Source organism: uncultured Rikenella sp., assembly GCF_910577125.1.
GTDB lineage: Bacteria > Bacteroidota > Bacteroidia > Bacteroidales > Rikenellaceae > Rikenella.
This window is the reverse complement of the sequence record NZ_CAJTMN010000013.1, coordinates 13,462-33,817: the sequence shown is the minus strand read 5'-3', so window position 1 is coordinate 33,817 and position 20,356 is coordinate 13,462. Positions and strand designations below refer to the sequence as shown.

Genomic DNA, 20,356 nt, shown 5'->3' with positions numbered 1-20,356 from the left:
AGTTTTTCTGGTTCTCTTTGTTCACAAAGAGAACAGTACCCTCCCGGGCAAAGACGAATAAACGAACATATGGCGACGATACGACTGACACGGGAATTTTCGTTCGAGATGGCCCACGCCCTCGAAGGTTACGACGGCATGTGCCGTCACCTGCACGGCCACTCCTATAAACTCTTCGTCACCGTCGCAGGGACCCCCTGCGACGATCCGCAGAGTCCGAAATACGGTATGGTGATGGACTTCGGCGACCTGAAACGCATCGTGAACCGCCTCGTCGTAGACCGGTGCGACCACGCCCTCGTGCTGCGACAGACACCCGGGAACCTGCGGCTGCTCGACCAAGTGCGGGAGAAGTGGGAGCGCGTCTGGCTGGTCGACTACCAGCCCACCTGCGAGCAGATGCTCATCCGGTTCGCCAGCCGGATTGCCGCCGAGCTGCCCGACGGCATTCGGCTGGTCGAGCTGCAGCTCTACGAAACCGAAAAATCGCATGCCACCTGGCGGGCAGAGGATAATGCTTTGTAAACTGTAACCCGGAACGATGGAGAAACTCTTCCTGATCGACGCCTACGCCCTGATCTTCCGCTTCCACTATGCCTTTATCAGCCGCCCCATGCGCAACGCCCAGGGGCTGAACACCTCCGCCATCTTCGGTTTCGCCAAGTTCCTCAACGAACTGATCGTCCGCGAGCAGCCGAAATACCTCGGCGTGGCATTCGACCCGCCCGGAGGCTCTTTTCGGCGCGACCTCTATCCCCTCTATAAGGCCAACCGCGATGCCACACCGGAAGATATCATCGCCGCCGTGCCGCACATTAAGGCGATTCTGGAGGCCATGCGGATTCCCATCCTGGAGGTGGCCGGTTACGAAGCCGACGACGTGATCGGCACCTTGTCCCACAAGGCCTCCTGCTGCGGCGAGTACGACGTCTTCATGGTCACCCCCGACAAGGACTACGGACAGCTTATCAGACAGAACGTCAGCATGTACAAGCCGGCGAAGGGGGGCGAGGGAATCGACATCGTCGGGCTGGACAAAGTGTGCGAGAACTACGGCATCGCCGATCCGAAACAGGTGATCGATATTCTGGCCCTGTGGGGCGACGCCTCCGACAATATCCCCGGCGTGCCGGGAGTGGGGGAGAAAGGGGCCCGGAAACTGGTCGCCCAGTGGGGCGATGTCGAGAACCTGATCGCGCACGCCGACGAACTGACCCCGAAACTGCGGACCTCCGTGCTGGAGAATCAGGAACAGCTGCGGCTCTCCAAAGTGCTGGCGACCATCCGGCTCGATGTGCCGATCGAGTTCGACCCGACCGCCTTGTACCTCGAAGAACCCGACTATGCCGCCCTGCGGAGCATCTATATCGAGCATAACTTCAACCTCCTGCTGCGCGACGTGGACAGCCGGCTCTTCCACAGCAGCGCCCTGCATGCCCAGACCCTGCCGCCGCTCAGCAGACAGAAGCCGGCCAAACCGAAACCCTATTCCCAGCTCGGCGGCCAGATGTCCCTTTTCGATTCCGTGCCCGAAACCGAGGCAGCAGCTGCTGCGCCGCCGCCTTTGGCCGGGATGGTCGTCCCGCCGACCCCGTCCGATGCCGACGAAGCCGCGCTGGTCGCTTCCGGCGGCTTGCAGACATTGGCCACGACCGAACATACCTACCATATCGTCGAGACCGATGGACAGCTGGCGGAACTCGTGGCTCTGCTCGGTCGGTCGGAAAAGTTCTGTTTCGACACCGAGACCTCGGGCATCGACCCCTTGCGGTCGGAACTCGTCGGGCTTTCGTTTTCGGTCGCCGCGCACGAGGCATTCTGGGTGCCCACGCCCGATGCCGGGCGGCGGGCGCAGGTGCTGGCCGCTCTGAAACCGGTGTTCGAAAACGACCGGACAGGCAAAATCGGCCAGAACATCAAGTTCGACATGCTCGTCCTGATGCACGCCGCCGGGATCGAAGTGCGCGGCGAGCTGTACGACACGATGATTATCCACTACCTGCTCGACCCCGAGTCGCGGCACGGGATGGATTTTCTTGCCCGGCGGTTCCTCGGATACGACCCCGTACCGATCGAGACCCTGATCGGCAAGGGAGCGAAACAGACCTCCATGCTCTTTGCCGATGCCGATCAGGTGGCGGAGTATGCGGCCGAGGATGCCGACGTCACGTGGCAGCTCTTCGGGAAGCTGTGGCCGCTGCTGGAGGAGACGGGACAGACCGGCCTGTACCGCCGCATCGAGGCGCCCCTCATCCCGGTGCTCGCGCGGATGGAGGCGGCCGGCGTTTTTGTGGATCGGCACATTTTGGACGAATCGGGTGCCGCTCTGACCGTCGAGGCGGCGCAGTTGGAGGCCGGAATCCGCGAGATGACCGGCGTGCCGGATCTGAACGTCAACTCCGCCAAACAGCTCGGCGACGCTTTGTTCGAGGGGCTGAAGATCGACCCCAAACCGAAGCGCACCAAGACCGGGCAGTACCGGACCGACGAAGAGTACCTCCAGTCGCTCTCGGGGAACCATCCCGTGATCGAGAAGATATTGGAATACAGAGGATTGAAAAAGCTGCTCTCGACCTACATCGAGGCCCTGCCGCAGCTGATCGACCCGCAGACGGGGCGGATACACACCTCCTTCAACCAGGCGGTGACCGCCACCGGGCGGTTGAGCTCCACGAACCCCAACCTCCAGAACATTCCAATCCGCGACGCCGCCGGACGGGAGATCCGCAAGGCGTTTACCACCCCCGACCACGACCATGTGATCGTCTCGGCCGACTATTCGCAGGTCGAGCTGCGCATCATGGCCCATCTGTCGGGCGATGCGGCCCTGCGGCAGGCCTTCCTCGACGGCGAGGACATTCATACGGCCACGGCGGCCCGGGTCTTCGGCGTGATGCCGGAGGAGGTGACCCGCGAACAGCGCCGGCGCGCCAAGACGGCCAACTTCGGGATTATTTACGGCATCTCGGCCTTCGGGCTGGCGACGCGGCTGCGGATTCCGCGCGGCGAGGCCAAGACATTGATCGACGGCTATTTCACCCACTATCCGGGGGTCAGGGAGTATATGGAACGCGTGGTGGCTCAGGCGCGCGAACAGGGATATGTCGAAACGATCTTCGGCCGGAGGCGGTACCTGCCGGACATCCGGTCGGGGAATGCCGTGACCCGCGCACTGGCGGAGCGAAACGCCATCAATGCGCCGATTCAGGGGAGCGCGGCCGACATCATGAAGATGGCGATGATCGACGTCGACCGGCGGCTGCGGGAGCGGAACAGCCGGGCGCGGATCGTCCTTCAGGTGCACGACGAACTGGTGCTGGAGGTGCCTCAGAACGAGGTGACGGCGGTGACGGCCTTGCTGGTCGAGGCGATGGCGGGAGCGGCGGAACTGGCCGTGCCGCTGCTGGTCGAAGCCGATGCGGGCGTCAGCTGGCTCGACGCCCACTAACCGGCCGGAAAGGCTGAAAATACCTTTATCTTTGCGCTGCATATGCTCTCGTCGTTCATCGCCCGCCGGCATCTCCTCAGCCGAAAGTCCCACTCCGTCATCAACCTGATCGCCGGAGTGAGCGTCGTGGCTGTGACCGTACCGGTGATGGCGCTGATCGTGATTCTCTCGTTCCACAACGGCCTGAGCGACTTTATCCGGGCGATGTACAGCGAGTTCGACGCCGAGTTGCGCGTCACGCCGCGTGTGGGGAGCGGATTCGATGCCGAAGCGTTGCGGGAGCGGATCGAGCTCTTGCCTGAAGTCGCAGCCGTCAGTGTCGCGGTCGAGCAGAATGTCCTGCTCACCTACGGCGGACGGCAGTGGATCGCCGCGATGCGCGGTGTGGACAGCCTCTACCACGAGGTGATACCGATCGAACGGCGCTTGGTGCAGGGGAAATACCGGTTGCAGCACGGTGACCTCGACGAGGGAGTTTTCGGGCAGGGGGTGGCCTATGCGTTGGGCTTGGCGGGAGGGCTTATCGAACCGGTACGGGTGTATGCCATCCGGCCGGGACGCGGCGGTGCGACCGCTTCGTTTCTGCCGGTGTCGCTCTATCGTACCGCCGCGCTCCGGCCGGCCGGTATTTACGCCATGGACGAGCAGACCGATTCGCGTTATATCTTCGTGCCGATCGCTCTGGCACGGCGGTTGACCGGCCTCGGCGAGGGGCGCGGGACATCGCTGGAGATCCGGTTGGCGGAGGGGATCTCGCCGGAGCGGGGACAACGGGCGGTGGCGGCTGCGGCGGGAGACGGATTCGACGTGAAAACCCGTTTCCAGCAGAAGGAAACCGTCTATCGCATGGTGACTCAGGAGAAGTGGATTATCTATCTGCTGCTGATGTTCGTCGTATTGATCGCGGCATTGAGCCTGGTGGGGACGATCGTCATGCTGGCGGCCGACAAGGAGCGCGACCGGGAGATGCTGCTCGCCATGGGAGGAACTCCGGGGCTGTTGCGGCGGGTGTTTACGTGGGAGGGGGCGTGGATTACCGCCGTGGGGGTCGGGCTGGGGCTGGCGCTCGGTGTCGGATTCGCTCTCGTGCAACAGCGGTGGGGGCTGATCCGGATGACGGGCGAGGCGTTCCTCATGGAGGCCTATCCCGTGCGGATCGAGGCGGCGGATCTGGCGGCGGTCGGTTTCGGCGTGTTGCTGCTGGGAACGACGATCAGTGCGGCGACGGCCGCAGGCGTTATCGGACGAAAATGAAACACTATATTCTCATAGCAGTGGCGTTGTTGGCCGCCGCGGCCTGTCACCGCGGGCCGCGGACGATTCCCGAAAAAGAGATGCGGGAGATCATCCGGGAGACCCTTATCGGGCAGTCGATCGTCCAGCTCGATCGGGACGAACGGCGTTTCCGGCCGCTCGATTCGCTCGACATGTACAGCGAGGTGCTGGGGCAGTACGGCTATACGCTGGAGGACTTCCGGTTTACCGTCCGCGAGATGGCCATGCGGAAGAGCAATCCGCTGACCAATATTCTGGGCGAAGTGTCGGCCGATATCAAGGCCATCAGTGTGGTGGCCGAGGCGCGTTACAAACATCAACTGCATCTGGACTCGATCGCCCAGCAGATGACTTCCGACACGGTCTTCCGCAGCGATACGGTCTTGCGGGGCCGGCTCGACGGCTATCGGTTCGTCTATGCCCGACGCTCGCCGAAGGGAGATTCGGTGGTTCCGGCAGGTACTTATCGCCTGAGTTTCGACTATTCGACGGGGTCGCATGCCCGTTCTTATACGAAATCCGTCCGTTCGCGCCGGGTCACCCGGGACGGGGATGTGGCGGAGAGCACCTTCTGGCTGCCGGTAGCGAAAGATACGGTGCCGTACATGGGCGAGATCCGGGTGGCGCCGGGGGTCGGGCAGCTGACCGTCTCGCTCTCGGAGACCTTTCGGAAAGATCAGCGTCCCGACACTTGTTACTTGACCGGAATTCGGCTGACCTATGTGCTGCCGGTGGCTCAGGCGCGGGCTGCGTGGCGCGAACGGCTGACCGGATTCTCGTCCGACTTGGAAAAATACTATGAAAAACAGTACCTCGACAGTTTGGCGAAGCGTAGCGGCTCCGTACCTCCTCGGCTCTGACGGAACGCTGCTGCGGAACGGAGTGGTTCGCTTCGCGGCGGACGGGACGGTGCTCGGCGTGGAGTCGTGCGACCGGATCGACTCGCTGCCGCAGACGGAGTATCATAACGGTATTCTGATTCCGGGCATGACCAATGCCCATTGTCATCTGGAGCTCTCCTGCTTCCGGGGGGCGATCCCGGCGCAGGTGGGGATGGTGGAGTTTATCCGCAACGTGGTTTCGCGGCGCGACGACTTCTCGCGCGAGGAGCAGGAGGCGCGGGCCATCGAAGAGGATTTGTCGATGTGGCGCGAGGGGATTCAGGCGGTGGGGGATATCAGCAACGACACGACCTCTTTTCCGGCGAAAATCCGGGCCCGGGCGGAGGGGAGAACGCGCTACCATACGTTTGCCGAATTTTTCGGCATGCCGGCCGACGACGAGGCGGAGGCTTTCTATCGCCGTTCGGTCGATCCGGTGGTGGCGGCTGCCGAACGGGCGGGGCTGCCGGTGACGCCGACGCAGCACTCCACCTATTTCATGTCGGATCGGTTGTTCAAACTGGCGGCGGATTCTCCGTTGATGTCGATCCACTTTATGGAGACGCCGGCCGAGGTCGAGTTCTTCGACCGCAAGGGAGGAATCTTCGAGCTGGTCTCTGCGGCGGGGGGTCGGGAACCGGATTTTCTGGCGTACGGGGGGCATGCCGAACGGCTCATCGGTTCGTTGCCGCGGGAGGCGCACCTGATCCTGATCCACAACACGCAGATGCGGCGGCAGGATATGGAACTGATTTTGGATTATTTCGAAGATGTGACCTTCGTGCTCTGTCCGCGGTCGAACTACTACATAGATGCCGACTTTCCGCCGGCGCAGATGTTGTACGAGGCGGGGGCCCGGGTGGCGCTGGGGACGGACAGCCTGTCGTCGAACACCTCGTTGTCGATGGTCGAGGAGATGAAGTGGCTGTGCGGGCATAATCCGTCGCTGCCGCTGGCTGCTGTGTTGCAGTGGGCGACGCTGAACGGCGCGCAGGCGTTGAGGCTCGGCGATGAGATCGGGAGTTTCGAGCCGGGGAAGCATCCGGGGGCGATTCTGCTGACGGGTGTGGATTTCGATGCGATGCGGCTGCGGGAGGATGCGAAAGCGGTGCGGCTGTTGTGACGTGTTGTGTGGGGGACAGAGCTCTGTTTCTATTCGAGCGCGCCTCGGAAAATTTGGGGTAGCGGCTGCCCTTAGGTATTGGGTAGCGGCTCCCGCAGCGAAACGTAGTTTCGCTCTGTTCCGCCGTGGCGCCCACCGGGCGTTTTATTGGGGCTCTCTTGGCCTTATTAGGCGGCCGCCGCCCGCGCAGGGCAGTTTTGTCCGGTTGGGGTAGAGGCGGCCATTCGCCCACCGCGGGGCCCCACAGGGGCTTTTACTAGGGTTATCACTGCCTTATTTAAGCGGGGCCCGGCCGGCCCGAGGCCAGTTCTATCCGGTTAGGGTAGAGGCGGCCCTTTCGGAGTGCCCGAAGGCACCGCGCGCCACGCCTTAGGAGGCGATTCAACTATTTTGGCGCAAGCCGAAATAGAATGAATCGCGTAAGGCGCGCGGAAAAATACCCAAGCCCAATGCCCCGCCCCGGGCAACCGCGTCTATGTTTCGGGATTATTGAGTCGTGCCGGCGACGGCGGCTACAGCTGGTCAGCAACGGTCAGTAGCACCAATGGCCTGCATATGGGCTTTTTTGTAACGAACCTGAACCCCAGCAGTGCGAATCCCCGCGCCCACGGTTTTCAGTTGCGTTGCCTCTCGGAATAAACGGTGCGTGTCGCACTCACAACTGACAGCCTCTACCCCAAGGCTGGGGATATCCCAATAACCGGCTCTACGTTTATCCGGCCGCTCGCAACCGCCCCCTCGCATTATTCCTGCGCCGGAGATTCGCTGTCGAAATAGACCTCGGCCGGCATGCCGATTTTCAGCACCCCCTCCCGGTTCGGCACGTAAATCTTCACGGCATAGACCAGATTGGCCCGTTCGCTGCGCGTCTGAATCACTTTGGGCGTAAACTCCGCCTGATCCGCAATCCAGCCGATGCGGCCCGACATCCGAGACCCGCTTTTCACGTAAGCGCTGTCCACCTGCACCGTCACCGTCTGTCCCAGCCGAATCGAAGCCAGCTGCGGCTCCTCGATGTATGCCCGCAGGATCATCGTGTCCAGATTGGCCACCTTGTAGAGCGGTTTTCCGATCGTCGCCAGCTCGTGTTGCTCGGCATATTTCGCCAGCACCCGCCCCGCGATCGGATTCACCACATACGCGTTGTCGATCCGATCCTGCACCTGAAGGATCTGCTGGCGGAGAGGCTCCATCCGGGCCAGCAGCGTCCGGGTCTGGATGTCCAGCGTCGAACTCTCCGCATCCAATTGTTTCTGAAGGATTTCCGCATCGTAGTGCAGGTTGTCCACCTGCTGCCGGGTCGAGGCGTCCGCTTCGGCCAGTGCCGTGTAGCGGGCCAGTTCGCGCTGCACTTTGGCCAGCTGTTCGCGCACCACATCCAGCTGTTTCTCCCGCTCCGGCAGCTGGGCCCGCAGCACCGCGATCTCGCTCTGCAGCTGGTTCCGCTGCAAAACCAGCTGCGTGGTATCCACCCACCCGACAATCTCGCCCCGACGCAATCGGGTGCCCTCTTCTACGTTGAATTCCAGTAGTTTGCCGTTGCAGTCGGCTGAGATAATCACCTCCACGGTTTCGAAGTTCCCATACGCGTCCGGTGCAGGCCCGCGCTGACAAGCCGTCAGTATGCCGCCCGCCACGACCGCCGACAAGGCTGCGGTCGTCAAAATCCGGATCGAAAAGATGCTTTGCATAGTCTTTTGCTTGAATTCGTGTCAGTTATAGATTCCTCGAGCCGCCTGGTATTCGACCCAGGCCTCGACCAGTCGCAAGGCATTCACCTCGGCGTTGACGCGCGCCGCGGCTTCGTTGTTGAATTCCGTCAGGTAGTCCGTCGCCGTAATCACTCCCTGTTCGAACTGCGCCTGTGCCTGCTGGCGAACCACCGCCCAGGCTTCGACGAGCGTCGGATCGAGCCGGATCACCTCCTGCAACCGCTCGATTTGTACCAGATATTGCGCCGCTTCGATCGAGACGTTCCGTTCGAAGTCGCGCTGCTGCTGGTCGATGTCCCGGCCGGCCACCCGGTTGACCCGCTTCTCCTTTTGCGTGGCGTCCCAGCTGGTCAGCGGGAGCCGGAACCGCAGGCCGCCGATCGCCATCGGAGAGAAATTCCGGTCGAAAAAGTCGTACCCCGGCCGGCCGTATCCCCCGCTCGCGAAGAGCGACAGCTGCGGATTCGACCGACTGTTCAGCATCCGGTTCTGTGCCTCCAGCAGATTCCGCTGTTCGGCGTACAGCTTGAGCTCCGACCGATCCCGGTACGGTGCATGCGCTCCGCCCGCTGCCGCCGGCTCGTCGGGTACCGCCGGGATGGCGAAAAGCGTCTCCTCCGTGATCTCCATGCCGGTCAATTCGGCCAGTGCGGTGATGTTTTTGGCCCGCTCTCCGCTCAGTTCGATCCGCTCCTGATTCAGCTCCAGCATCCGAGCAGCCAGCGAAGCCTGTTGCGCCCCCGTCGCCGTCCCCTGTTGGACGCGGGCGGTCACCGTCCGGAGGCTCGACTCCAGCGTCTCGCGCATCAACCGGTTGACCTCCAGCCGTTTGTTCGTAAGCAGAATCCCGAGGTACGTCCGGTTGATCCGGTCGCGCAGCCGGTCGAGCTGGACGGCCAGCGAAGCCGTCTCGACCTCCGCCGTCGCCGCGTGGAGACGTTTGGTGTTCCGTACGCTGTGTCCGGCGTAGATCACCTGATTCAGCTCCACGGTGGCCCGGTATTGGTCTTTCGGCAAGTCCATCGTGACCGGTATGGGGAAATCCGTCGGCAGTTTCGGCACCTCGTTCTGGTAGCTGCCCTGCGCCTGGATTTCGAGCTGCGGCAGCAGGCTCGACGAGGTCGCCCGGTCTTCGGCCTTCCGTTTCTCGCCTGCGAGCGCCTGGCGGGCGCTCAGCGGCGACCGTTCGACCGCCGCGCGGCGGCACGCATCCAGCGTCACCGCCGCCTCCTGGGCTCCGGCCGCCGCCGTCGCACAGCCCAGCAGGAAGATCGAGAGTATGCGTTTCATCATCATGACACGATGGATTGAGTCTTTCCCCATAGATTTAGCGGTATTTCTGCGCCTGCTCGGCAATCAGCGCCGCGTCGTCGAAGTAGTCGATGCGCATCGCGCGGCGCACGTCGGCCAGCGTCGCCGCCGCCGCCTCGCGCGCCGCCTCGCTGCCCCGCTTCAGCATGCGGTAGACCTCCGGAATATCCTGTTCGTACTCCTTGCGCCGGGCGCGGATCGGTTCGAGCGTCTCCTCCAGCACTGCGTTGAGCAGCCGTTTGACCTTGACATCCCCCAGTCCGCCCCGCCGGTAGTGCGCTTTGAGCTCGTCGAGGCCGGCATATTCCGGCAGGTAAGCCGCGAAGTGCTCCGGCCGGCAGAAGGCGTCGAGGTAGGTGAACACCGTATTCCCCTCGACCTTCCCCGGGTCTTCGACCCGCAGGTGGCCCGGGTCGGTGAACATGGTCTTGACCCGTTTGGCCACCTCCTCCGCGCTGTCGGACAGATAGATGCAGTTGCCGAGCGACTTGCTCATCTTCGCCTTGCCGTCCGTCCCCGGGAGCCGCAGGCAGGCGGCGTTCTCCGGCAGCAGAATCTCCGGCTCCACCAGCGCCGGCCCGTAGATCGAGTTGAACCGCCGTACGATCTCGCGCGTCTGTTCGATCATCGGCTCCTGATCCTCGCCCACCGGCACGGTCGTGGCGCGGAATGCCGTGATGTCCGCTGCCTGGCTGATCGGATAGGTGAAGAAACCCACCGGGATGCTCGTCTCGAAGTTGCGCATCTGGATTTCGGTCTTCACCGTAGGATTGCGCTGCAGGCGCGAGACGGTCACCAGGTTCATGTAGTAGAACGACAGCTCGCACAGCTCCGGAATCTGGGACTGGATGAAGATGGTGCTCCGCGTCGGGTCGAGCCCGCACGAGAGGTAGTCCAGCGCCACCTCGACGATGTTGCGGCGCACCTTTTCGGGGTTGTCCGCATTGTCGGTGAGGGCCTGCGCGTCGGCGATCATGATGTAGACCCGGTCGAACTCGCCCGAGTTCTGCAGTTCGACACGCCGTTTCAGCGACCCAACGTAGTGTCCCAGGTGGAGGCGTCCCGTCGGCCGGTCGCCGGTCAGAATGATTTTTCCCATTTTTTTGCTGTTTCATTCGTCGCCTTTCGACCGCTCTGCAACCCTTAGCGAGCCCGACTTTTCGAGCGGCGACGTATTTCGCATCCCGTATTTATCGATGACGGATGTCAATAAAGTTCAAATTTAATGCTATCTTTGAGATATTCAAAACGTAACCCAAACTTATAAATATCATGAGATTTAAATCGATGGCGTTCTTCCTTTCGGCCGTCGGGCTGGCGGCGGCCGGAGAGGCGTACGGACAGCGGATCGTGACGCCGTTCACGCCGCGGGTGACCGATTCGACGGGCAAAAAGGTCTACGTGCAGCCTCAGGAGGTGCGGCGGAGCCGGCTGGCGATCACCTTCGGATACGGCTATTCGCCGATTACGGCCAATTCCAGCTATGCCAACAAGCGGTTCCCGTTCAAGGAGAATAACTCGCCGACGGTGGTCGATCCGCCTTCGAAGGTGACCGGCTGTTTCGGGACGGTGAGCGTGGGGATCAACTACGAGATCACGCCGTGGCTGGAGCTCAACGTGCCGTTCGTCTACTCGCACAGCAAGGGGTGGCAGCCCTGCGTGCGCGGATCGGAGGACATCTCGGGCAGCCAGAAGGACGACTGGTTCACTTTGCTGCCGAACCTGCGGATCAACTGGATGCGGAACAACTGGCTGTCGCTCTACACCCGGGCGGGCATCGGGTTCGGCGTGGGGAATCGGTGGGTGTCGGTCGACCAGGATCAGTCCGTGAAGGCGATCTTCGGCTGGCAGGTCTCGCCGGTGGGGGTCGAGATGGGCAAAGGGAATTTCTGCTTCTTCGTCGAGGGCGGATACGGCTTTACGGGAGCCGTCACGGCGGGGATCAAGCTCAAGGTCGGCAAGATGCAGAAAAACGGCCGGGTGAGCACGGGGCGGAAGGTCGATTGGTATGAGAAGTACCTCAGGTAACGGATCGTAAACCAAGTCGTTCGGCGGGAGGCCGGATGCTGCGGCTCTCGAAACAGGGCGGCAGGATTCGGCCTTTCGTGTTTTCAGATCGAAAAATCGGCACACCGAATCAAAAAAAACGTACCTTTGTCCCTTCGCTAACTAATTTTCGGAAAGCCTATGGAGTGGATACATAGTCTCTTTTTCGGGGGTGGCGTGGCCCACTCGATTCTGCTGATCGCGCTGGTCGTTGCCGCGGGGATCGCACTCGGGAAGATCAAAATCGCCGGCATTTCGCTGGGCGTCACGTGGATCCTGTTCGTCGGGATCGCATTGAGCCATTTCGGCATGCGGATCGATCCGACCACCTTGCATTTCGTCAAGGAGTTCGGTCTGATCCTCTTCGTCTACTCCATCGGGCTGCAGGTGGGGCCCAGCTTTTTCTCGTCCCTCAAAAAGGGCGGATTTACCCTGAATATGCTGGCCACGGCTATTGTGCTGATCGGGGTGGCCATCGCTTATATCATTCACCTGGTGACCGAGATTCCGATTACCACCATGGTGGGTGTGTTGTCTGGGGCGGTGACCAACACTCCGGGGCTCGGGGCGGCGCAGCAGGCCTATACCGATATGAAAGGCGTCAGCGACCCGTCGATTCCGCTGGGCTATGCCGTCGCTTATCCGCTGGGGGTGATCGGGATCATCGTCTCGATCATGATGCTGCGGATGATCTTCCGCGTCCGGCTGGACAAGGAGACCGAGGCGGCCAACCACGGCGATCAGGACGATGCCGGCGCGCAGCGCATCTCGATTCTGCTGGAGAACCCGACCATCGCGGGGCGGACGGTGGGCGACATCTCGTCGCTGATCGACCGGACCTTCGTCATCTCGCGCGTGTGCCACCAGAAGGACGGGCGCACGGAGATCGCCAGCAACAACACCGAGCTGAACCTCGGCGACCGCCTGTTCGTCATTGCGGCGCATAAGGACGAAGAGGCGCTCGTGGCTTTTCTGGGGCATAAGCTCGACATGGACTTCTCCGAGTGGGAGAAACTCGACAGCCAGTTCGTCTCGCGCCGCGTGATGATCACCAAATCGGAGCTCAACGGCAAACGGCTCGGCGACCTGCGGCTGCGGAGCACCTACGGCATCAACATCACGCGGGTCAACCGGGCCGGGGTCGATCTGGTGGCCAACCGGAACCTCCATCTCCAGATGGGCGACCGCGTGACCATGGTCGGTACCGAGGCGGGGGTGGCCGAGGCGACCAAAGTCCTCGGGAACTCCATGCGTCGGCTGCGCGAACCGAACCTGATTCCGATCTTCATCGGGATTTTCCTCGGGGTGCTGCTCGGCAGCATTCCGATCATGCTGCCCGGCATTCCGCAACCGCTCAAACTCGGTTTGGCGGGTGGGCCGCTCATCGTCTCGATTCTCATCAGCCGCTTCGGGCCGCAGTATAAGGTGGTGACCTACACCACGATGAGCGCCAACCTCATGCTGCGCGAGATCGGTATCGCGTTGTTCCTGGCAGGGGTCGGCCTCGGTGCGGGGGAAGGGTTCGTGGAGACCATCGTCGACGGCGGGGGATACAAGTGGGTCGGATACGGCGTGATCATCACCATGGTGCCGCTGCTGATCGTCGGAATCGTCGGTCGCTTGTTCTACAAGATCAACTACTTCACCCTCGCGGGGCTGCTGGCCGGGAGTATGACCGACCCGCCTGCGCTGGCCTACTCCAACGCCGTGGCGGGCAACGACCTGCCGGCGGTAGGTTATGCCACCGTCTACCCGCTGACCATGTTCCTGCGCATTTTGACCGCCCAGCTGCTGATTCTCTTCGCGGCGGCTTAATCTCTCTCGGACGGGTTTATGGAATACGACGAACAGAAAATCGCCCGGCTGGCCGAACACTATAAAGCCATCCTCGAACTCCTCGGCGAAGACCCCGCCCGCGAAGGGCTGCTCAAGACGCCGGAACGCGTGGCTAAGGCCATGTCGTTCATGACACAGGGCTACGACCAGGAGCCCATCGACATCCTCCTCTCCGCCAAGTTCCGGGAAGAGTACAAACAGATGGTGGTCGTCAAGGACATCGAACTCTACTCGCTGTGCGAACACCACCTCGTGCCGTTCTACGGCAAGGCGCACGTGGCCTATATCCCGAACGGCTTCATCACCGGCCTCTCGAAGATACCGAGGGTGGTGGACTGCTTCGCCCGGCGGCTGCAGGTGCAGGAGCGGCTCACGGTGCAGATCCGCGACTGTATTCAGGAGGCCTTGAATCCGCTGGGGGTGGCTGTCGTTATCGAGGCGAGCCACATGTGCATGCAGATGCGCGGCGTCGAGAAACAGAACTCGGCGACTACCACTTCGGCGTTTACCGGGGCTTTTCTCACCCAGATCCAGACCCGCGAGGAGTTCATGAACCTCATCTCGCACAAGCTCAGATAACTCACCTTTCACATCCAACCATCCTATGAGCGGATTTTTCGGCTGCGCCTCCCGGCGCGAATGCGTCAACGACGTCTTCTACTGCACGGACTATCATTCGCACCTCGGCACCAAGCGGGCCGGGCTCGCCTTCTACAACGGCGAGAAGTTCATCCGGTCGATCCACAGCCTCGAAAACGGCTACTTCCGGAACAAGTTCGAAGACGACCTGCCGAAATTCGCCGGCTCCTGCCTCGGGATAGGCGTCATCAGCGACTTCGAGTCCCAGCCGGTGACCGTCACCAGCCATCTGGGGCGCTTCTCGGTGGTGACCGTCGCCCGAATCGAGAATATGGACGAGATCACCGAACGCCTGCTGGCCGAGAACGTCCATTTCGCCGAACTCTCCGGCTCGGAGATCAACCCTACCGAGCTGGTGGCGATTCTCATCAGCCAGAGCAAAACGTTTAAGGAGGGGATCGAGAACGTTCAGCGGACGGTCAAAGGCTCCTGCTCGATGCTGATTCTGACCGAACACGGCATTTACGCCGCCCGCGACCGTTTCGGGCGGACGCCGGTCATTATCGGGAAGAACGACTTCGGGTATGTGGCGGCCTCCGAGAGCTCGTCGTTCCTCAATCTCGGGTACGAGTATGTGAAGGATTTGGGGCCGGGCGAGGCCGTGCAGCTTACGCGCGACGGGGTGACGAACATCCTTGCGCCGGGCGATCGGAAACAGATCTGTTCGTTCCTGTGGGTCTACTACGGCTACCCCTCGTCGGACTACGAAGGGATCAACGTCGAGGATGCGCGGTATCGTTGCGGAGCGGCGATGGCGGCGCGGGACGGAGACGTCGAGGCCGATTTTGCCGCCGGCATTCCGGATTCCGGGGTGGGACATGCCATCGGGTACAGCAACGCCCGGCGGATTCCTTACAAACGGCCGTTCGTCAAGTACACGCCGACTTGGCCGCGCAGTTTCATGCCCCAGAACCAGGCGATGCGCGATCTGGTGGCTAAGATGAAACTGCTGCCGAACGAAGCCTTTACGCGCGGCTCGAAGATCGTCTTCATGGACGACTCCATCGTCCGGGGGACGCAGCTCAAGGACAATGTCGTGAAACTCAAAGAGGTGGGGGTCAAGGAGGTGCACATGCGGATCGCCTGTCCGCCGTTGATCTTCCCGTGCCGGTTCCTGAACTTTTCGACCTCGCGGTCGACGTTCGACCTCTATGCCCGGCGCGTGATCCGCGACCTGGAGGGAACCGACAAACTCTCGGACGAGGTGCTGGCGGAGTATGCCGACGATACCAGCGAAAAACACCGCAAGATGGTCGAAGTGATGGGGCAGCAGCTGCAGCTCACCTCATTGAAGTTCCAGCGCCTGCAGGACGTGGTGGACGCCATCGGTTTGCCCAAGGAGCAATTGTGCACCCATTGCTGGGACAACAGCAGTTACGTGGAATAGCTTAAAAACCGGCCATTTTATGGAAAAACGATTCAAACGCGAGACCTTGTGCGTGCAGGGCGGCTGGCAACCGAAAAAAGGCGAGCCGCGCGTGTTGCCCATCTACCAGAGCACGACTTTCAAATACGAGACCAGCGATCAGATGGCGCGGTTGTTCGACCTGGAGGAGAGCGGCTATTTTTACACCCGGTTGCAAAATCCGACCAACGACGCCGTGGCGGCCAAGATTGCGGCCCTCGAGGGCGGGGTGGCCGCCATGCTGACCTCGTCGGGACAGGCGGCCTCGTTCTACTCCGTGTTCAATATCTGCTCGGCGGGCGACCATTTCGTGAGCGCGTCGGCGATCTACGGCGGGACGTTCAACCTCTTCGCCGTGACGATGAAGAAGATGGGGATCGAGGTCACCTTCGTGGACGGGGATGCGCCGGCCGAGGAGATCGCGCGCGCTTTCCGGCCCAATACCAAGGCCTTGTTCGCCGAGACGATCGCCAATCCGGGGCTGAACGTGCTGGACATCGAGAAGTTTGCGAAGGTTGCGCACGAGCACGGGGTGCCGCTGATCGTGGACAACACCTTCCCGACCCCGATCAACTGCCGGCCGTTCGAGTGGGGGGCGGACATCGTGATCCACTCGACCACGAAATATATGGACGGCCATGCGGCCGCCGTGGGCGGAGCGATCGTGGACAGCGGGAATTTCGACTGGACGGCGCATGCCGCGAAGTTTCCGGGACTCACGGCACCGGACGAGTCGTACCACGGCCTGACCTACACCGAAGCGTTCGGCAAGGGGGCCTATATCACGAAGGCGACGGCGCAGCTGATGCGCGACCTCGGCTCCATCCAGTCGCCGCAGAACGCCTTCCTGTTGAATCTCGGGTTGGAGACGCTCCATCTGCGGATGGCGCGCCACTGCGAGAATGCGCTGCGGGTGGCGGAGTACCTCGCTTCGCGGACCGACAAGGTGGCTTGGGTCAACTATCCGGGGCTGCCGGGGAACAAATATTACGAATTGGCGCAGAAGTATATGCCGGACGGGACGTGCGGCGTGGTGACATTCGGCCTCAAAGGGGGACGGGAAGAGTCCATACGCTTTATGGACAGCTTGGAGCTGGGCGCCATCGTGACCCACGTGGCGGACGCCCGGACGTCGGTGTTGCATCCGGCGAGTCATACGCATCGCCAGCTGACCGACGAACAGCTGATTGCGGCAGGGGTGGCTCCGGATCTGATCCGCTTTTCGGTGGGGATCGAGGATGCGGGGGATATTATCGCGGATATCGAACAGGCTTTGGAACGATAACTCCCTTTCCGAACGACATCGCGCCGGCCGCTATTCGAAAGCACATCGAAATAGCGGCCGGCGCGTTTTCTGTTCCCGCCTCTCTTCGGCGTCTACCTGAAATATTTGTATTGGAAAATCAGCAGGTAAGCGAATCCGCACGTCACATAAGCATCCGCGATGTTGAAAACCGGGCTGAAAAAGGTGTAAGGCTCTCCCCCGATAAACGGTACCCACGACGGCATCCGCTCGATCTCGATGATCGGGAAGTAGAGCATATCCACCACGCTCCCGTGCAGAAACGGTGCATATCCCGTCCCCCACGGTACGAAATGCGCCGCCGCATACGGGGTCGACTCCGAGAAAATCAGCCCGTAGAACGATGCGTCGAGGATATTGCCCATCGCTCCCGCCAGAACGACCGCCACGCCGACGATCACCCCTCGGGGTGCCTCCCGGCGGATGAGGCGGACGAGGTACCATCCGATCGCCCCCACGGCCGCGATGCGCAGCAGGCTCAGGGCCAGCTTCCCGTAGCTCCCTCCGATCTCCATCCCGTAAGCCGCCCCCCGGTTCTCGATAAAGTTGATGTAGAACCAGCGTCCGAACACCGGAATGGCTTCGTTCAAGGTCATGTGCGTCTTGACCAGCACCTTGACTGTCTGGTCGAGCGTCAGCAGGGCGACGACGAAGAGGATGAGGAACAGAAGGGTCTTTTTGTGTCTCGGATTCATAGGAGTTTTGCGGGATAACGGCGGCAAAGATACGAAAATGCCGACCGATTCCCGAAGTAATTCCGAAAACCGATCGGCCTGAATAAATGACATATTGCCGCATATCGAAAATCCCCGTGCCTGTTTCAGGCGGTGAGGCCCCGTTCGGGCGTTCGATACGCAGACGTTGTAGCCGGTGTTATTTTCCCACCACCGAGTTCAGTTCAGCGCCAGCCTTGAATTTAACCACTTTCTTGGCTGCGATCTTGATCGTAGCGCCCGTCCGCGGGTTGCGTCCCGTCCGGGCCGGTTTTTTCGTCACGCTGAACGAACCGAAGCCTACCAGCGCGATCTTGTCGCCTGCTTTCAGCGTTTTGCCCGTCACGTCGATAAATGCTTCCAGCGCTTTTTTAGCCTGTACTTTGGTCAGCCCGGCACCTGCAGCGATGGCATCGATCAGTTGAGATTTATTCATAACCGTTAGTGTTTAGAAAGTTAGTAATGTCGTTTGTTGGATGTTGCAAATATAACGGATAAAACTTAACCGCCAAGTATTTAATCGTTTTTTTTGCACCCCCGGATGCGTTTTTTGGCGGGAAGGGGAGGCGGGTTTTGCAGGGAAAGAAAAAACCGTTACTTTTGTGCCCGGAGAGGTGGCAGAGTGGTCGATTGCGGCGGTCTTGAAAACCGTTGAGCTGCGAGGCTCCGGGGGTTCGAATCCCTCCCTCTCCGCACAGAAGTTTTCCGGGTTCCGGGGTTTTTCGCCAGCCGCCGGGGGGACTTTGTGAAAACCGAAGGGCAGCGTTTCGGACGAAGAGCGTCGGTTTTTATGCCGTCGGACGAACAAGGAAAGATATAAAACGTTATCTTTGTGCCGTTCGATGCCGCTATCATTAAGGAGAGATGCCGGAGTGGTCGATCGGGCCGCACTCGAAATGCGGTGTACGGGCAACTGTACCTAGGGTTCGAATCCCTATCTCTCCGCGACCTGCGAAAGGAAGGAAAGGTCTTGCAAGACAACATCTTGCAAGACCTTTTTCTTATTTCGCGAAACAGACTCAGACGAAATCTTCCGGACTTCCCCGATTTGTCCATGAGGTCGGTCGCCTTTCAGTAAAACCGATAGCATCTATCGAAAAATTCCTTGACCGGCCTTTCGGAGGATGAAAAGCCCCCCATACTTTTGTCGCAAAAACGATAAAATGATGGATCGACCGATGATTGTCTGGTGTGTGATAACCGGAACGCTATTCTCTGTATTTGTCATCCGAACCCTCAGGCGGCTTTGCGCCGGCGGACACAGCCGCCGGCCGGGGCATCTCCCTCTTTTTGAATGGGGGAAGGAGCGGGAGATGTTTTACATACCGGGTGACTGGACGGGCGATGAAGACGAGGAGAAAAATTTTTAAGCCCGGAACGCCCGGTCGCTCTGTCGACCAAGCGTTCCGGGAGCAGGGGGTGTTTCTGGCCGAGTACGCCTCGTGGCTGTTGGGAGCCGGTGCGACTTGCATTCGGACCGAAAAGAATCTCTCCCGGATGGCGCAGCGGTTCGGTGTGCAGGCCGATGTGATGATTACCCCCTCTCATGTGCAGTTGTCGATTCGGAAAGAGGATTCGGACGAGGCGCAGGTGATACAGCGCCGGATTCCGTCGTGCGGAATCCGTTTCGACATCAATACCCGGTTGAGCCGGCTGAGTTGGGGCGTCGCCGACGGCAGGGTGGGGTATGCCGCAGCCGTCTCGCAGTTCGCCGCAATCATAGCGGCTTCTCCGGCCGATTATCGGGAGTCGCTCGTCCTGACCAGTCTGGCGAATGCTTCATTCTGTCGCTTGTTCGGCGGCGATCCTGCCGCTATGGCGATCGTGTTCGTCGCCACGTTTGCCGGTTATCGGCTGAAGCAGATCATGCTGGCTGACAAACGGGACGTCAGGCTGACGTTTCTTTGCGCGGCGTTTTTCTCGGCCTCGATCAGCGCCGGAGGGCACCTCTTCGGATGGGGCGAAACGCCCGAGATCGCTCTCGGTACCAGCGTGTTGTACCTGATCCCGGGAGTTCCCTGGATCAATGCCGTGAGCGATATGCTCGATCGGCATTATTTGTGTGCCTTCAGCCGGCTGGTCGATGCTTGCATCCTTACGGTTTGTCTGTCGATCGGCCTGTGCGCAGGAATGTATCTGTTGGATCTCGACTGGTTTTAGGCGATGGAACTTGCTCTGATGGGAGCTGTCCTGGAGGACGGCGTGTTCGCGGCCATAGCGGCCGTAGGTTTTTCGAGTATCAGCCATACGCCCCGCCGGGCCTATTTCACTTGTGCCTGGACGGCAGCTGTGGGGCATGCCGGCAGATATGTGCTTGCCGCTCCGGAACTGGTCGGGATGAATCTTATTCTGGCCAGTTTCGTCGCCGCTTTCGTCATCGGATTGCTCGACGTTTTGTTCGCCCGCGGGGTCAGATGCCCGGCCGAGGTTTGTCTCTACCCGGCTCTGCTGCCGATGATTCCCGGCATGTATGCCTATCGGACGGTCGAGGCGATGCTGGCCTGTCTGGCCCATGTGAAAGAGGAACTCTTCGGCCATTATCTTTATCTGCTGTCCTATAATGGCTTGACGTGCACTTTTATTATGCTGGGTATCGTAGTCGGCGCCAATATTCCTATTTTTATGTTGAAAAAAGTCGCCTTCCGGGCGACGAGATGACCCCCG

The 20,356-nt window shown here is 60.9% G+C and carries 18 protein-coding genes and 2 tRNA genes; 15 read left to right on the top strand and 5 right to left on the bottom strand.

Annotated elements, in window-relative coordinates; genetic code table 11:
* Positions 1 to 69 precede the first annotated feature (69 nt).
* From QZ292_RS03010 to QZ292_RS02985, 6 genes are all read left to right on the top strand, one after another.
* A complete protein-coding gene (locus tag QZ292_RS03010; RefSeq protein WP_294597664.1) occupies positions 70 to 525 on the top strand; it encodes a 6-carboxytetrahydropterin synthase in 456 nt (151 codons plus the stop codon).
* A 16-nt stretch (positions 526 to 541) separates the two neighbouring features.
* Complete coding sequence (polA, locus tag QZ292_RS03005) at positions 542 to 3,448, top strand: DNA polymerase I (RefSeq protein WP_294597661.1); 2,907 nt, start codon at positions 542 to 544, stop codon at positions 3,446 to 3,448.
* 42 nt (positions 3,449 to 3,490) lie between these two features.
* Positions 3,491 to 4,702 carry an ABC transporter permease gene (locus QZ292_RS03000; protein WP_294597659.1) on the top strand — a complete coding sequence of 404 codons (1,212 nt, stop codon included), beginning with the start codon at positions 3,491 to 3,493 and terminating at the stop codon, positions 4,700 to 4,702.
* Entirely contained in the window at positions 4,699 to 5,583 is an 885-nt protein-coding gene (locus tag QZ292_RS02995; RefSeq protein ID WP_294597657.1) for a hypothetical protein, read from the top strand. Before QZ292_RS03000 ends, QZ292_RS02995 begins: the two co-directional genes overlap by 4 nt.
* Positions 5,522 to 6,727 (top strand): amidohydrolase family protein, encoded by a 1,206-nt coding sequence (locus tag QZ292_RS02990; RefSeq protein ID WP_294597653.1) that lies wholly within the window; start codon positions 5,522 to 5,524, stop codon positions 6,725 to 6,727. The genes QZ292_RS02995 and QZ292_RS02990 overlap by 62 nt, the downstream gene beginning before the upstream one ends.
* Before the next feature lie 489 nt (positions 6,728 to 7,216).
* Positions 7,217 to 7,366, top strand: a complete 150-nt coding sequence (locus QZ292_RS02985) for a hypothetical protein (protein WP_294597652.1) — start codon at positions 7,217 to 7,219, stop codon at positions 7,364 to 7,366.
* Positions 7,367 to 7,470: 104 nt separating this feature from the next.
* Here the strand turns inward: QZ292_RS02985 and QZ292_RS02980 are convergent, their stop codons facing one another.
* From QZ292_RS02980 to trpS, 3 genes are read right to left on the bottom strand one after another with little or no spacing between them, the layout of a single operon-like run.
* Positions 7,471 to 8,418 carry an efflux RND transporter periplasmic adaptor subunit gene (locus QZ292_RS02980; RefSeq protein ID WP_294597651.1) on the bottom strand — a complete coding sequence of 316 codons (948 nt, stop codon included), beginning with the start codon at positions 8,416 to 8,418 and terminating at the stop codon, positions 7,471 to 7,473.
* A 21-nt stretch (positions 8,419 to 8,439) separates the two neighbouring features.
* The gene (locus tag QZ292_RS02975) at positions 8,440 to 9,762 is read right to left on the bottom strand and encodes a TolC family protein (protein ID WP_294597649.1); all 1,323 of its coding nucleotides are present in this window, start codon (positions 9,760 to 9,762) and stop codon (positions 8,440 to 8,442) included.
* Positions 9,763 to 9,766: 4 nt separating this feature from the next.
* Positions 9,767 to 10,849: a tryptophan--tRNA ligase gene (gene trpS / locus QZ292_RS02970; RefSeq protein WP_294597647.1), complete on the bottom strand. Its 1,083-nt coding sequence runs from the start codon at positions 10,847 to 10,849 to the stop codon at positions 9,767 to 9,769.
* Positions 10,850 to 11,022: 173 nt separating this feature from the next.
* Here trpS and QZ292_RS02965 point away from each other — a divergent pair, with 173 nt between their 5' ends.
* The 5 genes from QZ292_RS02965 to QZ292_RS02945 all read left to right on the top strand — a co-directional run bounded on the left by QZ292_RS02965 (position 11,023) and on the right by QZ292_RS02945 (position 16,961).
* The gene (locus QZ292_RS02965) at positions 11,023 to 11,778 is read left to right on the top strand and encodes a hypothetical protein (protein ID WP_294597644.1); all 756 of its coding nucleotides are present in this window, start codon (positions 11,023 to 11,025) and stop codon (positions 11,776 to 11,778) included.
* 159 nt (positions 11,779 to 11,937) lie between these two features.
* Positions 11,938 to 13,611 (top strand): putative transporter, encoded by a 1,674-nt coding sequence (locus QZ292_RS02960; RefSeq protein ID WP_294597641.1) that lies wholly within the window; start codon positions 11,938 to 11,940, stop codon positions 13,609 to 13,611.
* A gap of 18 nt (positions 13,612 to 13,629) precedes the next feature.
* Positions 13,630 to 14,211, top strand: coding sequence for a GTP cyclohydrolase I FolE (gene folE, locus QZ292_RS02955; protein ID WP_294592607.1), 582 nt, complete (start codon positions 13,630 to 13,632; stop codon positions 14,209 to 14,211).
* A 25-nt stretch (positions 14,212 to 14,236) separates the two neighbouring features.
* Positions 14,237 to 15,658, top strand: coding sequence for an amidophosphoribosyltransferase (locus QZ292_RS02950; protein ID WP_294597637.1), 1,422 nt, complete (start codon positions 14,237 to 14,239; stop codon positions 15,656 to 15,658).
* 19 nt (positions 15,659 to 15,677) lie between these two features.
* Positions 15,678 to 16,961, top strand: coding sequence for an O-acetylhomoserine aminocarboxypropyltransferase/cysteine synthase family protein (locus QZ292_RS02945; protein ID WP_294597634.1), 1,284 nt, complete (start codon positions 15,678 to 15,680; stop codon positions 16,959 to 16,961).
* 92 nt (positions 16,962 to 17,053) lie between these two features.
* Here QZ292_RS02945 and QZ292_RS02940 read toward each other — a convergent pair whose 3' ends face one another.
* Positions 17,054 to 17,674 (bottom strand): lipoprotein signal peptidase, encoded by a 621-nt coding sequence (locus tag QZ292_RS02940; protein WP_294597632.1) that lies wholly within the window; start codon positions 17,672 to 17,674, stop codon positions 17,054 to 17,056.
* A 178-nt stretch (positions 17,675 to 17,852) separates the two neighbouring features.
* A complete protein-coding gene (locus tag QZ292_RS02935; protein ID WP_294597629.1) occupies positions 17,853 to 18,128 on the bottom strand; it encodes an HU family DNA-binding protein in 276 nt (91 codons plus the stop codon).
* Positions 18,129 to 18,300: 172 nt separating this feature from the next.
* Between QZ292_RS02935 and QZ292_RS02930 the strand changes: the two genes are divergently transcribed.
* The 4 genes from QZ292_RS02930 to QZ292_RS02915 all read left to right on the top strand — a co-directional run bounded on the left by QZ292_RS02930 (position 18,301) and on the right by QZ292_RS02915 (position 20,350).
* A tRNA-Ser gene (locus tag QZ292_RS02930) sits at positions 18,301 to 18,385 on the top strand.
* Positions 18,386 to 18,550: 165 nt separating this feature from the next.
* Positions 18,551 to 18,637 (top strand) — tRNA-Ser (locus QZ292_RS02925).
* A gap of 474 nt (positions 18,638 to 19,111) precedes the next feature.
* Positions 19,112 to 19,852, top strand: coding sequence for a threonine/serine exporter family protein (locus QZ292_RS02920; protein WP_294597625.1), 741 nt, complete (start codon positions 19,112 to 19,114; stop codon positions 19,850 to 19,852).
* Positions 19,853 to 19,855: 3 nt separating this feature from the next.
* Positions 19,856 to 20,350: a threonine/serine exporter family protein gene (locus QZ292_RS02915; RefSeq protein WP_294597622.1), complete on the top strand. Its 495-nt coding sequence runs from the start codon at positions 19,856 to 19,858 to the stop codon at positions 20,348 to 20,350.
* Positions 20,351 to 20,356 lie beyond the last annotated feature (6 nt).